The organism is Spirosoma horti (assembly GCF_054776595.1).
The window spans coordinates 285,813-299,338 of the sequence record NZ_BAAHBQ010000006.1; the positions used below are offsets into that span (position 1 = coordinate 285,813).

Genomic DNA, 13,526 nt, shown 5'->3' on the forward strand with positions numbered 1-13,526 from the left:
GGAAATCACGAAACGCTGACGTAAACGAACAGCTCATTAACATTAGCTGTTATGCCTGCATATGCTTACACACGCTTATACGGACATAACCTTACACGAATTGCAGGAACTTCGCCACCAACCGCACACGGCGATTATCGATGTGCGGGACGAGTGGGAGTTTGACGAATTCAATATCGGCGGCCTCAATGTACCGCTACCTGATATTCGCACCCGGAAAGCAGAGCTCCTGCCCTATCAGGCGCTGGTCGTCATTTGCACCAATGGCGTACGGAGCCGGGTAGCGGCCAAAGATCTGCTCCGTCAGGCAGAATTTCAGGACAAGACGATCTATCATCTGCATGGCGGCATTATTGAAGCCGTTGATTAGGTCACGATAGTGAAACCCGGCTTGGCAGCCTGTTTTTCTACATGGGGCAGATGAATCTGTAGAATATCGTGTACGTTCACCCGAATCAACTGGCTTAACTGACTCAGTGGAAGGTCATTCCGTTCTAACCCGAAAGGCTCCTCTATTTCCTCACCAATCAGTTCGAGACCGACCAGAATGTATGACGTTAGTAGAACGACCGGGATTGTCAGGTAGCCAAAGGCGGTGATTACAGTGAACGGCAGCATCATGACGTAGAGCATGATAAACAGCTTAATAAACAGCGCGTAGGAGAACGGAATGGGCGTACTTTTGATCCGTTCACAGATCCCACAGACATCCATAAGGGTGGTTAAATGCTGATTGAGGTTAATGTGTTGCGATTCCGAGATGTGCCCTTCTCGATAGAGAATTTCAGTTTTTACCCAAAGCTGATTAGCTACACCCGCCGGTTTATGATCGAAATTCCTAAGATCACGTCGCTCCCCTTCCTCCACCATGTCTAATTCACTCACATCAGCTATATCGCGCAAATGGTTTTTTAACGCGACAGGAAAGTTAGAAATGGCTTTAGCAAAAAAGTGTCGGCTGCTGATGTCGCCCTCGGGCAGAACAGCGTTAAAAAAAATAGCCAGATTACGGCAATTATTGACCAGTGTACCCCAGGCCTGGCGGCCTTCATAAAAGCGGTCGTAAGCGGTATTCGTCCTGAAAATAAGCAACAGGCTAAGCAAAATACCCATGGCGCTCAGAAAAGAACCAGGCGTATCTTTCAAACGTATGTCGAGGAAAGTCATTTCGCCAATCGTAACCAGCGTTACATAAACAGCAACGACAATCAACTGGCGCAGTAATCGTTTAGCAGTAGGACCCGTGTGAAAATGCCATATAGATGGTAATAATCCTTTACTCTTATAAATAATCATCAGGTTGTTGAGTAATTCGCTTTTTGATTAACGGCCTAAGGCGCTAAACAGTTATGCTTCCCGCAAAAACACGTTTGGCGGGGCCAATCAGGTAAATAGTATCGAATTTGCCGTCGGCCGATTGATTGAAGGACACGCGCAGGTTGCCACCAATTGTTTTGATCGCAACGGGACCCGTCATAGCCAGTTGCTGGTGAGCGGCTAACGCAACCGCCGTTACTCCCGTTCCGCAGGAATAGGTTTCGTCCTCAACACCCCGTTCATAGGTTCTGACAAAAACGGTGTCATCGGCAAGCACCTGTGCATAGTTCACGTTCGTACCACCGGGATGAAATGAATCGCTGTACCGAATGGCACGACCCTCAGCCACGACATCGAGCGACTCCAGATCATCGACAAATAAGACAACGTGGGGTGAGCCAGTGTTCAGGAACGTGAGCCCATCCCGACCATCGATCCCGGATACAGGGCTCATTTTCAGTGAAACAGTTTCTTCATCGACAACGGCCGTGTGTTCGCCGTCTACGGCAATGAACCGTGTTTCCCGATCAAAAATACCCAGATCGTGGGCAAACCGGACGATACATCGCCCGCCGTTGCCACACATGCTGCCTTCCGCTCCATCGGCGTTGAAATAGACCATCCGAAAGTCATAATCCGAATCAGGTTGAAGCAGAATCAACCCATCGGCTCCAATGCCGAACCGGCGGTGGCATAGTTGTTCGATCAGCGCCTGGTTGGCTGCGGGAAACGTTTTAGAGCGGTCATCGATCAAAATAAAGTCGTTGCCGGTACCCTGGTATTTGAAAAAGTCCATATGACGTGGGCCAATTGAATACAAAAAAAGCCGTCTTCACAGACAGCTTTTTCAACATTGTTGTACAAAATCGAGGCAATTAAGCTGCTGCAACTACTTTTGCTTTACGCTCTTTAACACGAGCAGCTTTACCCTGACGGCCGCGAAGATAGAATAGGCGCGCACGACGAACCTTGCCCAGACGGACGATCTCGACTTTGTCGATATTGGGTGACAGAAGCGGGAAAATCCGTTCAACGCCAACGCCATTTGATACTTTGCGGACTGTAAAAGTCTCGCCACCGGTGCTTGGATTACGGCGTTGAATCACCGTTCCTGTAAACACCTGAACACGTTCCTTATTTCCTTCGCGGATTTTAACGTGTACGTTCACCGTATCACCCGCCCGGAATGTGGGCAACTCGGTGCGACGCTGCGCGTTGTCTGCCTCCACTAATTTGATTAACTCGCTCATGACCGTATATAAATCGCCAGATAACTATTTGCGAAATGAGCCGCAAAGATAGTAATTTTCTCAGTAGGAGAAAATACTTTTGCAAAATTACGTGCGGCACCAATAACCAACTTTATGAAAATACTGAACGTTGATCAAATTCGTTCCCTCGACCAATCGACAATACAACACGAACCGATAGCGCCAATTAATTTAATGGAGCGAGCCGCGCTCACCTTTGTCGACTGGTTCGTTGACCACTTTTCGAACAAAACAAAAACAAAAATTTTCTGTGGGCTGGGTAATAATGGGGGCGACGGTCTGGCCATTGCCCGTTTGCTACTGGAGCGAGAATACCCCATCGACATTTTCGTTGTGCGGTATGCTCCCCGCGAGTCGGATGATTTCATGCATAACCACCGGCGGCTCAAGCTCGTCACTGAAAACGTTCATTACATTGAATCAGCGACCGATATCCCAGCTATACGACACAACGACGTTGTTATCGACGCTATTCTGGGTTCGGGTTTGTCGCGCCCAACCGAAGGCATTGTCAGTGACACCATCAAAGCGATCAACCGCGCTCCGGCCACGGTTGTTTCGGTTGACATTGCGAGCGGACTTTATACCGATCAGCCCAATAGCCCGACTGATGTCATTATCGAGCCCGATTATACGCTTTCCTTTCAGCTACCCAAACTGGCCTTTATGATGCCCCAAAACGGGCCTTACGTAGGTGACTGGCAGTTATTGGACATTCGGCTACATAAACGATTCATTGACCTGGCGCCAACGCCTTATTATTTTACCCAACCCGACGAAGCCCGCCTGTTGCTCCACAAACGGGACCGATTTTCGAACAAGGGCACCTTTGGTCATGCCTTGTTGCTGGTGGGTAGTTACGGGAAAATTGGCGCAGCCGTTTTGGCCGCCCGGGCCTGCCTGCGGTCGGGGGTAGGGTTGTTGACAGTACAGGTACCGCAGTGTGGTTACACCATTGTACAGACAAGCGTCCCCGAAGCAATGTGTAGCCCCGACCGGCACCAGAATGTACTCACCGGAACCGCTCCAGCAGGCCATTCAGGCAATGAAAGCATTGATCCGGCTGATTATTCGACGATTGGCGTCGGTCCGGGCATTGGCAAAGCTCCCGAAACACTGGCGATGTTAAAAGGGCTATTACCAGCCTTAAAAAAGCCGATTGTTGTCGATGCCGACGCTCTGAATTTGTTGGCTGAGAACCGTGAGTCATTGGCAAATCTTCCCAAGAACAGCATTCTGACTCCGCATCCTAAGGAATTTCAACGGCTCACAAGAAAATGGAATGACGATTATGAAAAGTTGACTCTTCTGCGTGAGTTTGCCAAGAAATACCAGGTAGTCGTCATTCTAAAAGGTGCTCATTCTGCCATCACGACGCCCGATGGGGATATTCACTTCAATTCGACGGGCAACCCTGGATTAAGTACGGGTGGCACTGGCGATGTGTTAACGGGTATTTTAACGGCTTTGCTAGCGCAAGGCTACGATCCGGTCGAAGCGGCTGTGCTTGGCGTTTTTGCGCATGGTCTGGCTGGAGACCGCGTGGCCCAGCAACGCGGACCAATTGGTATGACGGCTTCTGACGTGATCGACGCCTTACGATGGGAATAAATTCACCAATTAGTGTGGATTTTGTTCCACATATCCACACAACTAAATAGAGTAATAATACACCTGAACTTACCGCTTACGAAATATTTAGAGAAGGAGGAAAAAGGTAGTTCTACGTATTCAGCCGATTCCGGGTTTTCGCTCTATTTACGACCAAAACAAGGTCCCAAATTTGTGTCAGTATTATCAAACAGCATACTACTGCACAAAATGAAACAAACAGTACAGCGCGATTGGCGTACGAGCCGTCCTTCCCGAAGGAACCGAGTATCTTTTGATCAAACAACTGCCCTGGGCGGACTAACAATGGCTTTGTTTGCTTATATACTCTACTATTTCATTTATCCGATGATTGCCAAAGGACTACTTTGGTAAGATTCATACCCAGCTACTTTAGAAACTGATAAGTAGCCAGCGCTGAAACGTAGGCCAGCACCATCATGTACGCTAACTGTACAGCTGGCCATTTCCAGCTTTTTGTTTCCCGTTGGGTAGCGGCTAGTGTGCTCATACACATCATAGCGAAGACATAAAATACCAGCAATGACCAGGCCAGCGCAGGTGTATACATTGCCTGGCCTGTTTCAGGATTCCGTTCCTGCCGCAGCCGCTCCCGAATGGTAATGCCGGCATCATCGGCTCCATCACCAATACTATAAATCGTTGACATCGTACCAACGAACACCTCCCGGGCGGCAAACGAGCTTAACAAGGCAATACCGATCTTCCAGTCATAGCCAAGTGGCCGAATCACGGGTTCAATAAAGTGGCCGAAATTGCCGGCGTACGAAGCTTCAAGTCGTTCAGATGCGATTTGATTCTGCAACTCGTCCGCCGAAGCTGTAGGATTTTGCCGGCGGACATCAGCCTCAGCCTGCTCCATTGAATTGCCGGGCCCATAACTAGCCAGCACCCATAAGACAATGGATATGGCCAGAATAACTCGCCCGGCTTCCCATACAAACGACCGTACACTTTCCCAAACTGTTAAGCCAACATGGTTCCAGCGGGGCAGCTTGAACGTGGGCAATTCCATAATAAAGTACCCGCGCTCCTTTGTTTTGAGAAAAAGTTTCAATACATAAGCCGCCAGTAAAGCACTAACCAGACCCAATAAGTACAGGCCCATCAACGCTAATCCCTGAAGGTTGAAAACGCCCAGAACGCGCTGACTCGGCACTACCAGCGCAATTAAAATCGTATAAATTGGCAGTCGGGCCGAGCAACTCATCAGCGGTGTTACCAGAATCGTAATGAGCCTGTCGCGCCGGGTACCGATGCTACGGGTTGCCATAATGGCGGGAACAGCACAGGCCACACCCGATATAAGTGGCACAACGCTTCGCCCATTCAACCCGAATTTTCGCATGATCCGGTCCATGATCACCATCACCCGCGACATATAGCCCGATTCTTCCAGCAAAGCAATCAGCAGAAACAGAAAGGCGATCTGGGGAATAAAAACCAGTATGCCGCCAATACCGGCCAGTATCCCATCCGTAAGCAGATCGGTGAGCGGACCGGGGGGCAGGCTTTCTTTCAGTTGCCCATTGAGCCAGGCAACCCCTGTGTCAATAGCATCCATGAATGGCTGTGCCCAGGCAAAAATGGCCTGAAAAATCAACAGGAGCACAAAGCCAAAAATGGCGTATCCCCAAACGGGATGCAATAAGATCCGATCAAGCTTCTGGCTCCAGGTCGGTTGGTTGACTGGACGTTTATCAGTAACGACTTCCGCTACGATTGCCGCTATACGTTTATAGCGTGTTATTGTCTCGTTCGCCTGAAACGTTGACTCATTGAACTGATACTTATCAATGATAGCATCTAAACCTATCTGTTGAGGACGGTTCAGAAACGAGAACCCATCATGCTGAATGATGTACTGTAAGGCGAGGTAGTTATTATCGAGCTGGTATTGGGTTTTGGTATCCGCAATTACGTTTGCGGCTTCGTCGGCCGGATCGAAGAAAAGTTTGCCTGGCAGCGTTGGTGCTTTGATTTGTTCCTGAACAGCTTTTTTGAGTAACTCAACTCCTTCACCAGTCCGGGCATTGATTCGAACCACAGGTACGTCCAACCGCATCGCCAACCGTACGGCATTGACGGCTTTGGCCTGCTGCTCGGCCACGTCCAGCATATTCAGCGCCAGAACAGTCGGCACACCCAAATCGATAACCTGGGTGAAGAGGAGCAGATTCCGGTGAAGATTGGCGGCATCGACCACTACAATAGCGACATCGGGATAATCGGGGTGATCGGGATTGGCCAGAATATCCGTAACGATCTGCTCGTCTAACGACTTGGGATAAATGGAGTAAACGCCGGGAAGATCGACAACGATAGACGAAGTCTGCGCATCCAGGGGCCACATTCCGGACTTTTTGTCCATGGTGACGCCAGGAAAGTTACCCGTCTTCTGACGTAGGCCGGTCAGTTGGTTAAATAAAGACGATTTACCGGCATTTGGGTTGCCAACAAGGGCAATTATAGAAGACGATTTCAAGGCACAGGTTCAGACGAAGCCGTCCTTACACAAGGCATGAAGACGGGACCATCTGCATGGTTAAGTACAGTTATTCTTTGTTCTGAATCAGAATCGTAGCCGCTTCAGACTTACGCATAGCCAGGCAGTAACCGGCAACATTCAGGCATATCGGATCACCCAGGGGCGCTTTGCTGTGCAAGCATATTTCAGAACCGGGTAAACAGCCCATTTCGAGCAATTTTAGCGACATCAACTGATTATTGAACGATTCAATGATGGCTCGTTCTCCAACTTTCAGGTCAGCTACGCTACGGTTGCTCATGGTCTTCTTTAGGCTAATCTTTATTTAGATTCAGTTTAATTAACACAAGATTACAACGGAAAGTTTATTGATGCAAATCTATCGTAGCAAATCCCAAGCAAACCGGATAATTGTTGCCGCGATAAGCGCCAGAAAGAACACGCGTATAAAGCGATTGCCTTTCAGGATAGCCAGTCGTGCGCCTAAAAAAGCACCGGTCAGATTGGCGATCGCCATAGGGAAAGCCAGGGCATACAGGATTTTACCTTCACTCACAAAATACAGGGTACTGGCAAGATTCGTAGCCGCGTTGACCAATTTAGCGTGAGCACTTGCTTTGAGAAAATCGAAACCGATCAGGGCAATAAATCCCAGCACCAGGAAACTACCCGTTCCCGGACCAAAAAACCCATCGTAAAAGCCGATAACCGCTCCCATACTCCACATGCGAATCCGCTGCTGTTTGGCCGTTACGATTCGGTTGGAGACCTGCCCAAAATCCTTTTTGGTAAACGTGTAGCTAAACACCACAACCAGAATAAAGAGTGCCAGCGGTTTCATAAAGCTATTGGGCACCTGCGAAAGCGTCCAGGAGCCAAGCCATGATGCCCCAAAGGCAATGGCCATCATAGGACCAATAAATCGACCAACGACGGCTACATGTCGGGTGTATTGAAAAGCACCCATCAGACTGCCAAACAGGGATGGAATCTTAGTTGTACCAATCAAAGTTGGCACCGGATACTGCGGCAGGGTGAAGAGCATGGCGGGCGTTTGAATTAGCCCTCCCCCACCAATGATCGCGTCGACAAAACCAGCGAGGAACGAAAAACTGCAAAGAACCAGAACGGTAGAATAATCCATTAAGTAAGCGTACACCTAAACCAGCAATGGTACAAAAGTAACAGGTGTGAAGGCTGTTGATGCCAACATGCTGGCTGTAAACTAAAAGAATTCCGGCATCAACGCCAACCCGATTTTACCGGACTAAGCGCTGAGCGTAACAGGCCAGCATACGTACGCATCAGAAGGTGAAACTATTTCTTTTTCGCATCAGCATTGCGCCGTAAATTTGCAGAATTAATAGATCGAGCATGGCAGAATCAGTACGGCAAATGAGCGCGTTGATGCGGAAGGAATTTCTGCTGGAGTGGCGACAACGCTACGCGCTCAACGGAATGCTGCTGTATATTGTCGGGGCGGTGTTTGTGTGTTACCTAAGTTTCAATGCCAAACGTGGCCAACTAACGCCCATTGTCTGGAATACATTATTCTGGATCATCCTGCTGTTTACCGCCATTAACGCCATTGCCAAAAGTTTTGTCCAGGAGCGGGCAGGGCGTCAGCTCTATTACTATACGCTGGCCAGCCCGCAACAGATTATCCTGTCGAAAATTCTGTACAACACTATTCTCATGCTGGTATTAGCCTTTTTAGGCTTTGCTGTATATGCCTTTGTGATGGGTAATCCGGTGAACGATATACCGCTTTATCTGCTTACGTTATTGCTGGGTGCCATCGGTTTTGCCTCATCGCTAACCCTGGTATCGGGCATTGCCAGCAAAGCAGAGAACCCGGCAACGTTGATGGCCGTGCTGAGCTTTCCCATCATTCTGCCATTGCTGCTCATGCTGCTGAAAGTCTCCAAGAATGCCCTGGATGGTCTTGACCGGAGCGTCAGCTGGAGTGAAATTGCAACCGTGTTGGCCATCGATGCCATTGTGGTGACACTTTCGTGGTTATTATTTCCGTTTTTATGGCGGAGCTAATGTAACGCGGACATCCTGTCCGCCTTTATTTGCATACTACTGCGGACAGAATGTCCGCGTTACTTAAATGAAAAAAAATTGGTGGAAGGCCCTAGCGGTCTTGATTTTAACCTACGTGATTTTACAGGGCTTACTGGGCGTCGTGCCACGCCAGCCAATTTTGAACGAGAGCATTCGGAACGTCTATTTCCACGTACCGCTTTGGTTCAGCATGATCGTTCTGCTGCTGACTTCGGCAATTTACTCCATCCGGTACCTGCGCAGTGGTCGTCTGGACGATGATCTGGTCGCGGTTGAGTTTGCCAATTCGGCCATTCTGTTTGGCTTGCTGGGTTGCCTGACGGGTTCGATCTGGGCTAATTTCACCTGGGGCGAACCCTGGCCCAATGATCCGAAACTAAATAGTGTGGCCGTGGGGATGCTTATGTACCTGGCTTACCTGATTCTGCGCGGCTCTTTTGACGACGATCAACGCCGGGCCCGCATTTCGGCGGTCTACAACATTTTTGCCTTTGCCGTATTTGTGCCACTCATTTTCATCGTTCCACGCCTAACGGATTCGTTGCACCCTGGCAATGGCGGTAACCCGGCCTTTGGAAAGTATGACATGGATAACCGGATTCGGATGGTGTTTTATCCGGCCGTTATCGGCTTCACCCTGCTGGGTGTCTGGATTACGGAACTGCGGGTTCGGTTCCGGCGTCTGAAAGCTGCTTTAGATGACTAAACTCATAGCACTTCCGGAATGATTCAGCTTATCTTTGCGTTATTTTTCTAACTACTACATACGACAATGCGACTGCCTTTTCGCTTAACCTGTCTCCTGGCAACGTTCCTTCTTTTTAGCCAAAAGCTGATGGCCCAGCAGCCGGTAGCCGATGGTATCGAAATGGCCGACCGGCTCCGTGCCGACGGGAAAATCTGGGTAGTAGTGGCTGTCATCGCGGCCGTTTTTACCGGTATTATCATCTACCTCATTCGGCTTGACCGGCAGATCGGAAAGCTGGAGAAAGATGTACAGGAGCAAAAGAAGCAATTTAGTTTATAGTCCGTGGTTTGTGGTTCACTAAGCCTGATAAGCCACAGTCACTAAACCAGTTTAACAACATGAAGCTTTCTCACATTTTTGGTATTGTCGTCATCGCTTTAGCCATCGGCATAATCGTGGCCACAGCGGGTGATGCTAGTTCATATGTTACCTTCAAGCAGGCGACGGAGCTCGCCCAGGACGGTGACGATAAACTGATTCACGTAGTTGGTAAGGTTCAGAAAGATGCACAGGGCCGTATTACAGATATGTTGTATAACCCCGCCATCGACCCGAACCACTTCGAATTTACACTGGTTGACAATGACAACCGGGCGCAAAAAGTGATTTTCAATAGTCCAAAGCCACAGGATTTTGACCGGTCAGAGCAAATCGTGATCATCGGTTCGATGGAAGGCGATCATTTCCGGTGCAACAAGATTCTGCTGAAATGCCCATCGAAATACCAGGATGGTAAACTGGAAACGACGGAACACGAAGCAAAAACGGCACAGTTGTAAATGACTATGGCTAAACTGGCACAAGTATGAGCGTACAGGAAATAGAAAAGGCCGCTAAAGAATTACCAACCGATGAATTAGACGGCCTTGTAACTCGTCTTTTTGATTTTTTTAATGATCGTTGGGATAAGCAGATTGAAGCCGATGCGAAAGGTGGTCGATTAGATGCGTTGCTGAATGAAGCAAGAGAAGAAATTCGTAAGGGCAATACAAAGCCTCTATGAATCATAATACGACGACAACGTTTTGGAAACATTATTATAACTTATCCGAAACAGTTCAGGAATTAGCTGACAAGAATTTTAGTCTTTTAAAAGCTGACCCGTTGCATCCTTCACTGCATTTTAAAGAAATAAGTGGAAAAGATAAGTTGTGGGCTGCACGTATAGGGGATCATTTCCGTGCGTTGGCTATACGTGAAGACAATGAATTGTATTGGTTTGGATAGGCTCTCACGCAGAATACGATAGAATTATTAGTCAATGATACATACCACAGTCGGACAACTCGGCCATTTTTTCGTCATTTTATCGTTCGTTACGGCACTCGTCGCTACGGTCGCTTATTTCCTGTCCGCGCTTGGATTGGGGAACAAGATTTCAAAAGTTGAACCCGTTGAGGAGCCCCAGCTGGCTTATGCCGGTGAGTCGAGTCTGGGAAGCAAAAAGGCCCGACATAAAACGCCGTCCAACCAAACCAACCAGCAGGAAACAGCCGACAAGGACGATTGGCGAACGCTGGCACGCTGGGCCTTCTACATTCATGGGGCAGCCGTTATTGGTGTGGCATCGAGCCTTTTTTTTATTATCTACAACCATTATTTCGAGTATCATTACGCCTGGAGTCACTCGTCGCGGGCACTTCCCGTTCAGTACATGATCTCGTGTTTCTGGGAAGGCCAGGAAGGGTCGTTCCTGTTGTGGCTGTTCTGGAATGCTGTCTTGGGCGCTATCTTGATCCGCACGAGCGGAAAAGGCTCGTTATCCCGGCAATGGGAAGCACCGATGATGGCCGTTTTTGCCCTTGTACAGGCGTTTCTAGCGTCCATGATTTTGGGCGTCATCTTCGGCGATTCGTTTAAAGTAGGCTCGTCGCCGTTTTTGCTGCTGACCGAAGCCATGCCGGATGCGCCGATTTTTACGGCTGACCCAACCTTTGTGCCCAAAGATGGCAATGGATTGAACCCACTGCTCCAGAATTACTGGATGGTCATTCACCCGCCAACCCTGTTCCTTGGCTTTGCCCTGGCGCTGGTTCCGTTTGCGTACTGCATTGCCGGGTTGTGGCGCAATCAACCCCTCGAGTGGATACGGCCAGCCTTACCCTGGACACTGATTGGCGGTATGGTTCTGGGCATCGGTGTCATGATGGGCGGTTACTGGGCGTATGAAACCCTCAACTTTGAAGGATATTGGAACTGGGACCCCGTCGAGAATGCGGTGTACGTTCCCTGGCTGGTGCTGGTGGCTGCATTACATACGATGCTGATCGCCAAACGTAGTTCGACAGGCCTGAAGATGGCCATTATCCTGACAATTTCTACGTTTGTGCTTATCCTCTACTCTACTTTCTTATCGAGAAGTGGGATTCTGGGCAACGCATCGGTTCACTCGTTTACTGATCTGGGTTTATCGGGACAGTTGTTGCTGTATCTAATGGCTTTCATTGTACTAGCCGTTATTCTGGCGGCCAGCAAGTGGAAATACATTCCGGCCGATAAAGAAGAAGCATCGGTATACACCAAGGAGTTCTGGGTATTTATTGGGGCTACCGTCCTTTGCCTGGCCGCTTTTCAGGTGATTGCGACGACCTCCATCCCGGTTTATAACAAGGTACTGGAATCGTTCGGTAAAATCTCAAATCTGGCGCTCCCTGCCGATCAGGTAGCCCATTACAGCAAATTCCAGATCTGGTTCTTTGTCGTCATTGCGCTGCTGACCGGCGTTGGCCAATACATGTGGTGGCGTAAGCTGGAGAATAAAAAATGGGATGCGCTCATTACGCCCGGTATTCTGACGATGCTCATTAGTGCAGCTCTCATCGCTTTTGGCGAGATGAAAAATCCGGTCTACATGGCCTTGTTAGTAGCCTCGGTTTTTGCTCTGGTCACGAACGGTACCATTATGCTGAATGTCATGCGGGGTAATCACCGGCTATCGGGGGGCGCTATTTCGCACATTGGCATGGCCCTGATGCTGGTCGGGATTCTTTACTCAGCGGGTTATACCAAAGTGATTTCGCTCAACAACAGTGGTCTACTCATTTCCAAACAGGAAGAGTTTACGAAAGACAACAACAAGCAGAATAAAGAGAATAAGCTACTGTGGCTTAATCAGCCCGAGCGGATGGGTCCCTATCAACTTACTTACCGGGGTAAGCGCATCGAGGCACGTGATGTACCAGGTTACATTCCCCGTCAGGACGTTGTGGTCATTGAAGGCGATTTCCACGGTATTGCCCAGCGCGACATTGAGCAAAATGGTAAAGTTTACCACAAGAAAGGCGATACGCTTGCACTCTATCCGGAAAACACCTATTACCAGGTTGAATACCGGGAGCCTAGTGGAAAGATCTTTAACCTGTATCCTCGCGCTCAGGTAAACGAACGGATGGGCTTGCTGGCCTCACCCGACATTCGGCATAAGACGGATCGGGACATGTACACGTATGTATCGTCGGTGCCGGACCCGGAAGCAGAGAACACCTGGGAGAAAACAGAAACCTATAGCGTTGCCATTAAGGATACATTTTTCCTGAATGATTATGTCGCTATTCTGGATGATGTAGCCCGCACAAACGAAGTTGAAGGCGTTGAAATCGGTCCAAATGATGCCGCCGTTCGGGCTAAAGTCCGGGTGCTCGATAAAAATGGCGAACACATTATCAGCCCCGCTTTCGTGATCAAAGACCGGATGGTGGCTCACCCCGCCGAGGTGAGCGATGAATTGGGTGTTCGGATGCAATTGAACGAAATCGATCCGCGCACGGGCAAATTCACATTCGCCGTCAACCGGACCCAGCGGGATTATATCGTCATGAAAGCCATTGAAAAGCCATTAATCAACATTCTCTGGATTGGCACCCTGATCGTTGTGATCGGCTTCCTGATTGCCACCGTTCGGCGGTACCGGGAGTTTAACAAGATGCAAAGCAAAGCAGTTTAACGAGTTAGTGGTTCGTAGTCTGTAGTGTATCAATGCGGTAACATCCGTTCTATACGC

15 protein-coding genes are annotated in these 13,526 nt (G+C 49.0%); 9 read left to right on the forward strand and 6 right to left on the reverse strand.

Going from position 1 to position 13,526, the window contains the following annotated elements; genetic code table 11:
• Positions 1-61 precede the first annotated feature (61 nt).
• Positions 62-370 (forward strand): rhodanese-like domain-containing protein, encoded by a 309-nt coding sequence (locus ACYVAM_RS19720; RefSeq protein ID WP_461070148.1) that lies wholly within the window; start codon positions 62-64, stop codon positions 368-370.
• Here ACYVAM_RS19720 and ACYVAM_RS19725 read toward each other — a convergent pair.
• The 3 genes from ACYVAM_RS19725 to rplS form a co-directional block, all read right to left on the reverse strand.
• The gene (locus tag ACYVAM_RS19725) at positions 367-1,296 is read right to left on the reverse strand and encodes a bestrophin family protein (protein ID WP_461070150.1); all 930 of its coding nucleotides are present in this window, start codon (positions 1,294-1,296) and stop codon (positions 367-369) included. The genes ACYVAM_RS19720 and ACYVAM_RS19725 overlap by 4 nt on opposite strands.
• Before the next feature lie 43 nt (positions 1,297-1,339).
• On the reverse strand, positions 1,340-2,113 hold the full coding sequence (gene dapF, locus ACYVAM_RS19730) for a diaminopimelate epimerase (RefSeq protein ID WP_461070152.1): 774 nt from the start codon (positions 2,111-2,113) through the stop codon (positions 1,340-1,342).
• Positions 2,114-2,192: 79 nt separating this feature from the next.
• Positions 2,193-2,567 carry a 50S ribosomal protein L19 gene (gene rplS / locus ACYVAM_RS19735; RefSeq protein ID WP_461070154.1) on the reverse strand — a complete coding sequence of 125 codons (375 nt, stop codon included), beginning with the start codon at positions 2,565-2,567 and terminating at the stop codon, positions 2,193-2,195.
• Positions 2,568-2,681: 114 nt separating this feature from the next.
• On the opposite strand from rplS, the gene ACYVAM_RS19740 reads away from it, so the two are divergent.
• Positions 2,682-4,199 (forward strand): NAD(P)H-hydrate dehydratase, encoded by a 1,518-nt coding sequence (locus tag ACYVAM_RS19740; RefSeq protein WP_461070156.1) that lies wholly within the window; start codon positions 2,682-2,684, stop codon positions 4,197-4,199.
• 388 nt (positions 4,200-4,587) lie between these two features.
• On the opposite strand, the gene feoB is transcribed toward ACYVAM_RS19740, so the two are convergent.
• From feoB to ACYVAM_RS19755, 3 genes are all read right to left on the reverse strand, one after another.
• Positions 4,588-6,705 carry a ferrous iron transport protein B gene (gene feoB / locus ACYVAM_RS19745; RefSeq protein ID WP_461070158.1) on the reverse strand — a complete coding sequence of 706 codons (2,118 nt, stop codon included), beginning with the start codon at positions 6,703-6,705 and terminating at the stop codon, positions 4,588-4,590.
• Between the two features lie 70 nt (positions 6,706-6,775).
• The gene (locus ACYVAM_RS19750) at positions 6,776-7,009 is read right to left on the reverse strand and encodes a FeoA family protein (protein WP_461070160.1); all 234 of its coding nucleotides are present in this window, start codon (positions 7,007-7,009) and stop codon (positions 6,776-6,778) included.
• A 78-nt stretch (positions 7,010-7,087) separates the two neighbouring features.
• Complete coding sequence (locus ACYVAM_RS19755) at positions 7,088-7,852, reverse strand: sulfite exporter TauE/SafE family protein (RefSeq protein ID WP_461070162.1); 765 nt, start codon at positions 7,850-7,852, stop codon at positions 7,088-7,090.
• A 230-nt stretch (positions 7,853-8,082) separates the two neighbouring features.
• Here ACYVAM_RS19755 and ACYVAM_RS19760 point away from each other — a divergent pair, with 230 nt between their 5' ends.
• From ACYVAM_RS19760 to ccsA (ACYVAM_RS19790), 7 genes are all read left to right on the forward strand, one after another.
• Positions 8,083-8,757 (forward strand): heme exporter protein CcmB, encoded by a 675-nt coding sequence (locus tag ACYVAM_RS19760; protein WP_461070164.1) that lies wholly within the window; start codon positions 8,083-8,085, stop codon positions 8,755-8,757.
• 67 nt (positions 8,758-8,824) lie between these two features.
• Positions 8,825-9,484 carry a cytochrome c biogenesis protein CcsA gene (ccsA, locus tag ACYVAM_RS19765; RefSeq protein WP_461070166.1) on the forward strand — a complete coding sequence of 220 codons (660 nt, stop codon included), beginning with the start codon at positions 8,825-8,827 and terminating at the stop codon, positions 9,482-9,484.
• A gap of 66 nt (positions 9,485-9,550) precedes the next feature.
• Positions 9,551-9,805, forward strand: a complete 255-nt coding sequence (locus tag ACYVAM_RS19770; protein ID WP_461070168.1) for a CcmD family protein — start codon at positions 9,551-9,553, stop codon at positions 9,803-9,805.
• Between the two features lie 59 nt (positions 9,806-9,864).
• The gene (locus tag ACYVAM_RS19775; RefSeq protein ID WP_461070170.1) at positions 9,865-10,305 is read left to right on the forward strand and encodes a cytochrome c maturation protein CcmE domain-containing protein; all 441 of its coding nucleotides are present in this window, start codon (positions 9,865-9,867) and stop codon (positions 10,303-10,305) included.
• A gap of 26 nt (positions 10,306-10,331) precedes the next feature.
• Positions 10,332-10,529 carry a hypothetical protein gene (locus ACYVAM_RS19780; protein ID WP_461070172.1) on the forward strand — a complete coding sequence of 66 codons (198 nt, stop codon included), beginning with the start codon at positions 10,332-10,334 and terminating at the stop codon, positions 10,527-10,529.
• Positions 10,526-10,753 carry a hypothetical protein gene (locus ACYVAM_RS19785; RefSeq protein ID WP_461070173.1) on the forward strand — a complete coding sequence of 76 codons (228 nt, stop codon included), beginning with the start codon at positions 10,526-10,528 and terminating at the stop codon, positions 10,751-10,753. Before ACYVAM_RS19780 ends, ACYVAM_RS19785 begins: the two co-directional genes overlap by 4 nt.
• 34 nt (positions 10,754-10,787) lie before the next feature.
• The gene (gene ccsA / locus ACYVAM_RS19790; protein WP_461070175.1) at positions 10,788-13,469 is read left to right on the forward strand and encodes a cytochrome c biogenesis protein CcsA; all 2,682 of its coding nucleotides are present in this window, start codon (positions 10,788-10,790) and stop codon (positions 13,467-13,469) included.
• The last annotated feature ends 57 nt before the right edge of the window (positions 13,470-13,526 follow it).

Excerpts from the sequence above, each read along its gene's own strand:
- ACYVAM_RS19785 (WP_461070173.1), top strand. The coding sequence starts at position 10,526 with ATGAATCATAATACGACGACAACGTTTTGGAAACATTATTATAACTTA.
- ACYVAM_RS19770 (WP_461070168.1), top strand. The coding sequence starts at position 9,551 with ATGCGACTGCCTTTTCGCTTAACCTGTCTCCTGGCAACGTTCCTTCTT.
- ACYVAM_RS19780 (WP_461070172.1), top strand. The coding sequence starts at position 10,332 with ATGAGCGTACAGGAAATAGAAAAGGCCGCTAAAGAATTACCAACCGAT.
- ACYVAM_RS19740 (WP_461070156.1), top strand. The coding sequence starts at position 2,682 with ATGAAAATACTGAACGTTGATCAAATTCGTTCCCTCGACCAATCGACA.
- ACYVAM_RS19750 (WP_461070160.1), bottom strand. The coding sequence starts at position 7,009 with ATGAGCAACCGTAGCGTAGCTGACCTGAAAGTTGGAGAACGAGCCATC.
- ccsA (WP_461070166.1), top strand. The coding sequence starts at position 8,825 with ATGAAAAAAAATTGGTGGAAGGCCCTAGCGGTCTTGATTTTAACCTAC.
- ACYVAM_RS19720 (WP_461070148.1), top strand. The coding sequence starts at position 62 with ATGCTTACACACGCTTATACGGACATAACCTTACACGAATTGCAGGAA.
- ACYVAM_RS19760 (WP_461070164.1), top strand. The coding sequence starts at position 8,083 with ATGGCAGAATCAGTACGGCAAATGAGCGCGTTGATGCGGAAGGAATTT.
- ACYVAM_RS19725 (WP_461070150.1), bottom strand. The coding sequence starts at position 1,296 with ATGATTATTTATAAGAGTAAAGGATTATTACCATCTATATGGCATTTT.
- rplS (WP_461070154.1), bottom strand. The coding sequence starts at position 2,567 with ATGAGCGAGTTAATCAAATTAGTGGAGGCAGACAACGCGCAGCGTCGC.
- ccsA (WP_461070175.1), top strand. The coding sequence starts at position 10,788 with ATGATACATACCACAGTCGGACAACTCGGCCATTTTTTCGTCATTTTA.
- dapF (WP_461070152.1), bottom strand. The coding sequence starts at position 2,113 with ATGGACTTTTTCAAATACCAGGGTACCGGCAACGACTTTATTTTGATC.
- ACYVAM_RS19775 (WP_461070170.1), top strand. The coding sequence starts at position 9,865 with ATGAAGCTTTCTCACATTTTTGGTATTGTCGTCATCGCTTTAGCCATC.
- ACYVAM_RS19755 (WP_461070162.1), bottom strand. The coding sequence starts at position 7,852 with ATGGATTATTCTACCGTTCTGGTTCTTTGCAGTTTTTCGTTCCTCGCT.